This is a genomic window from Bradyrhizobium sp., from assembly GCF_030693485.1.
Taxonomy (GTDB): Bacteria; Pseudomonadota; Alphaproteobacteria; order Rhizobiales; family Xanthobacteraceae; genus Bradyrhizobium.
This window is the reverse complement of the sequence record NZ_JAUYAN010000015.1, coordinates 1-5,465: the sequence shown is the minus strand read 5'-3', so window position 1 is coordinate 5,465 and position 5,465 is coordinate 1. Positions and strand designations below refer to the sequence as shown.

Here is a 5,465-nt window from a genome sequence, read left to right as displayed (position 1 = left end):
CGACCGCAACGGTGAACTCTCGGCCCCCGACAAGCCTGGGCTCGGCGTCGAAATCGACCGCGCAGGGCTGAAGCAGTACCTGCTCGACGTCGATATCAGGGTCGGCGGCAAGACACTTTATCGAACGCCGGAACTCTAGATCAAGTCGCGGTCGGCTATCGGCACTTGGCGTCATTTGGTACGGCGCGGCGATATGTCCGGAGTTGGGAGTAAACCGGACTCGTGGCCGACGGTTTCGATCCGACTCTCCAGGCCCAAGACGACATTCAAGTCTGATCGATTTCGTGGGTGGGAGTGGAAAACAGGCGTCAGACTTCATCCACGAGATGGCGTTCCCGCCAGCCGCTTGATCGCCAACACCTCGCTGCGGCCGCTTTGATCCGCGCGATCGCTTCGCGGGCGCGGGGGCGTTCAAGTTGATCAAGATCAATTCCACTATCTCCGCCGCACGTAAGTTTAAGTTTGCTGGCTTGAAGCGAGTTAGCGCGTTGACGTGAGTTGCGCCTTGAAGAAGACGAAAGCGACGACTTCAATGAAGGAGCCGCCCAAAGCCACTGACAATCCGGCTCGGCGTAGCGATCGCACCGATTGGCTCGCCGTCGCGAACCCGAGGCTCAGCAGCGAAGACGAGTTCCACGGCTTCCTGGAGGAAAGTCCGGATGCCGTAATTATCATTGACAAGACCAGCCGTATTAATTTCGCTAGTAACCGCATCGAGGCTATGTTCGGTTACCTCCCCGACGAACTGGCTGGCAAACCGCTTAGTATCCTTATTCCGGAGCGGTACAGGGACCTTCATGCGGGTCATCTGGATCGTTTCTTGATCGACCCGACGCCACGCATGATGGGCATTGGGTTGGAGTTGCATGCCCTTCGTAAGGACGGCAGCGAGTTCCAGGTCGAGATCAGCCTGAGCCCGCATCGTACCCCCGATGGACTGATCGTGGTCGCTGCGATACGAGACGCCGAGGTCACCAAGCGATTTCAGGATCTGCTGTTGAAGGAGTTGCATCATCGAGTGAAGAATATGCTGGCGACGGTGGTTGCCATCACCTCGCAGAGCTTGGGATCTGCGCAGAACCTGGAAGAAGGCCGATTGGCTGTCGAAGGCCGTTTGGTTGCCTTGGGCAGGGCGCATGATCTGTTGCTGGAATCAAACTGGGCTGGCGCGAAATTGATCGACGTCATTCATGACGCAACCGAACCATTCGATAACTCAAATGTCCGACGGTTTGTCGTTCAAGACACTCACATCGAGATCGCTTCAGACGCGGTCCTGCCGCTCACTATGTCTCTCAATGAACTATGCACGAATGCGGTCAAATACGGTGCGTTGTCCAACACCACGGGACGCATCAACATCACATCGATAGTCGATGACAAGGCGCAACGGTTAAAGCTGACATGGACCGAGAGTGGGGGACCAGTGGTCCGGGAGCCGACTCGGCGCAGTTTCGGGACACGCCTCATCAATCGCCTTGCCGAACAGCTTCATGGTAATGTTCGATTGAGATATGAGCCGGAAGGCGTCGTATACGAACTCGACATTCCTCTGGCCACCTTGCAAGCGCGCCGCGCCAATTGAGACAGGGCCGATCCGCACGCTAGCCGTGCTTGCGCTTGATGTAGATTTCAGCGGTGCAGGGATGTGCGCGCGCGGCTCACCAGAACTGTCTACCCGTAGTTGCCGTAGGGGGGTGCGTGCCCGCTATGGATAAGTGGTCTTCTGTTGTGTACGAGACTCTACACGGCCTGCATTCGTACACGTTAACCTCTGGCACCTCTGTCCTGGCCAGTATGGTGCGGGCGACCCTCATCGGTCGAGAGCAATTCGGGCATTTCGGCAATCGTAGCTTCATCCTTAAAACTCGCTGGATCTTCCCTCGACGAGATAACACTTGTCGCACGGAAAGGTTCCGATGTTTTTAGCCCCAAGACAAATGCGGGATAGAAGTCGGACTTCCCGTGCGCTCCCCGAGCACGCACCGCTTTATCATCGATCTCAAACCAGCTGAGGCACTCAGACCACGCTGTGTCATTATCGCTGCTCGCGCGCACGGATGACGTGATCGAATGAGTCTGCCCAACGGCCGTCTGTGGCACATTGTGTCAGTTGGTGCGGCGCGGCGACATGTCCGGAGTTGGGAATAAACCGGATTCGGAACCAAAGGTTTCGATCCGACTCTCCGGGCCCAAGATGTCGTTCACGTCTGATCGCTTTCGCATGTGGGAATTGGCACCAAGCGTCAGACTTGATCCACAAGATGGCGTTCACGTCAGCCGCCTGATCGTCAGAATCTCGCTGCCCGCCGCCATGATGCGCGCGATGGCGTCGCTTGTATTTTCGATCACCGTCGCCATGTGATGCGCATTGGCATGCACGATGGTCTCGGCATCGCGCGCGATCGCGACATGGCCGTTCCAGAACATCAGGTCGCCGCGCTGCAGCCGCCCGGCTTCCGCCGCATCCAGCGCCCGGCCGAGCCCGTCGCGCTGCATGTCGCTGTCGCGTGGGCAGCCAGTTCCGGCGGCGTTCAACGCCACCTGCACCAGGCCGGAACAATCGATGCCAAGGCTGCTCTTGCCGCCCCACAGATACGGCGTGCCGACAAAACGCTCGGCCACCGCGACGAAATCCTTCGCCATTTCGTCGATGCCGCCGAGGTGCCGTCGCGGCAGATACCAGTTTTGCGGCGTCACCGCGAAGTCGCCTTCCTCGCGCGCCACCCTCAGCGTCGTTCCCATCACCAGCGTATCGACGGGCGCAAGCTTGATCGAGGGGCCAGGGAAGGCAAAGGTCCGCAACGCCGTAACCTTGTGGGTCGGCGCTGCGCCGGGTCTTGTCAGTGCGCGGTCGGGAAGCCAGCCGACATAGCCGTCGCGGTTGAGTTGGCCCCAGGCAAAACCCTCGCCGTTGCGGTCATAGATCGTGACGCGCTCGCCGAGCAGCGCCTGCGTCGCGAGTTCGGAGTCGGACGACGGGCCGATGCGCAGCGGCGCGATCGCTTCCGAGATCTCGAATTCATCGCCGGCGACAAAGCGCGCCGCCTTGACCGTGCCTTCGAGATATTGCGCGGCGAGGTCACCGCGTGCCGGCGTCAGGCGGGGATCATGCATAGCGTTCGCCCAGCAGCTTGTAGATCGCCCGCGCGGCCTGGCATTCGCCGCCCTCGGGGCGCGCCGGTTTGGCGGATGGCGTCCAGCCGTAGATATCGACATGCAGCCAGCGGGTGGCGTGCTCGACGAAACGCTGCAGGAACAGCGCGCAGGTGATCGAGCCGGCAAAGCCGCCCGACGGCGCGTTGTTGAGGTTGGCGACCTTGGAATCCAGCCAGGAATCGTAAGCCGGCCACAGCGGCAATCGCCACATCGGATCGTTCTCCGCTTTCGCGTGAGCCGCGACGTCGAGCGCCAGCGTCTCGTCATTGGTGTAGAACGGCGGCAGATCCGGTCCCAGCGCCACCCGCGCCGCGCCGGTCAGGGTGCCCATATCGATCAGCAGATCCGGCTTTTCCTCGCAGGCCAGCGCCAGCGCGTCGGCCAGCACCAGCCGTCCCTCGGCGTCGGTGTTGCCGATCTCCACCGTGAGGCCCTTGCGCGATGTGAAGATATCGAGCGGCCGAAACGCGTTGCCGGCGACCGCATTCTCGACCGCCGGGATCAGCACTCGCAGCCGCACCTTCAGTCTCGCATCCATCACCATGTGCGCCAATGCCAGCACATTGGCGGCGCCACCCATGTCCTTCTTCATGATCAGCATGCCGCTCGACGGTTTCAGATCGAGCCCGCCGGTGTCGAAGCAGACACCCTTGCCCACCAGCGTCACCCTGGGATGCCCAGGGTCGCCCCAGGAAAAATCAATCAGCCGCGGCGCCCGCGGCGACGCCATTCCCACCGCATGAATCAGCGGAAAATTCTGACGGGTCAGATCGTCGCCGACGATGGCGCTGAAACTGGCGCCGAAGCGCTTGGCAAGTTCGGCGGCGGCCAGCGCCAGTTCTTCCGGTCCCATGTCGTTCGACGGCGTATTGATGAGGTCGCGGGCCAGCGTCGCGGCTTCAGCCATTCGTGCGATATCGGCGACGTCGACGCCCTCGGGCGGCACCAGCCGGACCCCGGGCGCATCGTTCTTGCGGTAGCGGCTGAAGCGGTATGAGCCGAGCGCGAAGGCCAGCGTGGCGAGCCTGATGTCATGCGGCGCATTGGCGAAGCGGTAGAGACCCGGCGGCAGCAGGCCGGGCAGGGCGCCGGGCCGGAACAGGTCGCGGAATTTGCTGGTTTCGTCCTCAAGCCCGAACAGCACCTGCGCGATGTTGCCGTCCGCCGAAGGCAGCGTCAGGCAGGCCCCGGGCTTGGCCGCAAAACCGTTGGCCAGCGCGAACTGCCTGTTCTCGGCGGGGAGGCCGGCGCGGATCGCATCCCACGTCGCCTTGGTCGCAAAGGTAATGGGAATGGCGGGAGCAGGCGCGGTCTCGAACACGGATGGCATGCGGTTCTCGGTTTCCCTGGGCAAACGGGCATGGCGGGGCGGGTAGTGCCCCAATTAACCAGACATTAGGGTTAACGGTCTATTGCTGGCGTGTTCGGCTCGGTCGATTAGCCCGATATCGTGAGTTATGTGCCATGCGTCAGCCCTCCAGTCTTGCCCGGCTTCTAGCGTCCGCGGCCGTGACGGCGATTTTGGCCGCAAGCCTTGGCGGCTGTAAGACCATGTCCGACATCACGGGCTCGATCGGCTCGAAAGCCGAAGCAAGTCCCAATCCGGGTTCCGGCGCCGAGGCCGATCCGCGCCGCGCCGTCGAAGTCTACGGCGAACGCTATCGCGCCAATCCCAAGGATGCCGACGCCGCGCTGCGCTACGGCCAGGCGCTCCGCGCCACCGGGCAGCGCGCCCAGGCGGTTGCGGTGTTCGAGCAGGCCACCATCGCCCATACCGGCAACAAGGCGCTGCTCGCCGGCTATGGCCGCGCGCTCGCCGACAACGGCAATTCGCAGCGGGCCTTCGACGTGCTCTCCCGCGCCCATTCGCCCGACAATCCCGACTGGCGCATTCTGTCGGTGCAGGGAACCGCGCTCGATCAGCTCGGCCGGCATGACGACGCAAGGCGCTATTATGCCGGCGCCCTGGCGATCGTGCCGGAGGAGCCGTCGGTGCTGTCCAATCTCGGCCTGTCCTACGTCCTGTCGAAGGATCTGCCGAAAGCCGAAGAGACCCTCCGCCGCGCCTACGGCAGCGCGCGCGCCGATGCGCGGGTGCGGCAAAATCTCGGCCTCGTGGTCGGCCTGCAGGGCCGCTTCAGTGAAGCGGAAAGCATCGTCAAGGCCGACCTGCCGGCAGAGGAAGCGGCCGCCAACGTCGCCTACCTGCAGCAGATGCTGGCCCGCAAGGACAACCCGCGCGCTGGTCGCCCGGCGTCCGTGCCGGTGGCGGCGCTCAACCGGCCGAACTGAAATAAGGTATTAAA

At 62.6% G+C, this 5,465-nt stretch carries 4 protein-coding genes; 2 read left to right on the top strand and 2 right to left on the bottom strand.

Annotated features, from left to right (window positions below):
• Positions 1–505 precede the first annotated feature (505 nt).
• On the top strand, positions 506–1,585 hold the full coding sequence (locus Q8N40_RS01530) for a sensor histidine kinase (RefSeq protein ID WP_305710552.1): 1,080 nt from the start codon (positions 506–508) through the stop codon (positions 1,583–1,585).
• 686 nt (positions 1,586–2,271) lie between these two features.
• Here Q8N40_RS01530 and Q8N40_RS01525 read toward each other — a convergent pair.
• Positions 2,272–3,117, bottom strand: coding sequence for an NlpC/P60 family protein (locus Q8N40_RS01525; RefSeq protein WP_305710551.1), 846 nt, complete (start codon positions 3,115–3,117; stop codon positions 2,272–2,274).
• Entirely contained in the window at positions 3,110–4,489 is a 1,380-nt protein-coding gene (locus Q8N40_RS01520; RefSeq protein ID WP_305710550.1) for a M17 family metallopeptidase, read from the bottom strand. Before Q8N40_RS01520 ends, Q8N40_RS01525 begins: the two co-directional genes overlap by 8 nt.
• Before the next feature lie 134 nt (positions 4,490–4,623).
• Between Q8N40_RS01520 and Q8N40_RS01515 the strand changes: the two genes are divergently transcribed.
• A complete protein-coding gene (locus Q8N40_RS01515; protein WP_305710549.1) occupies positions 4,624–5,451 on the top strand; it encodes a tetratricopeptide repeat protein in 828 nt (275 codons plus the stop codon).
• The last annotated feature ends 14 nt before the right edge of the window (positions 5,452–5,465 follow it).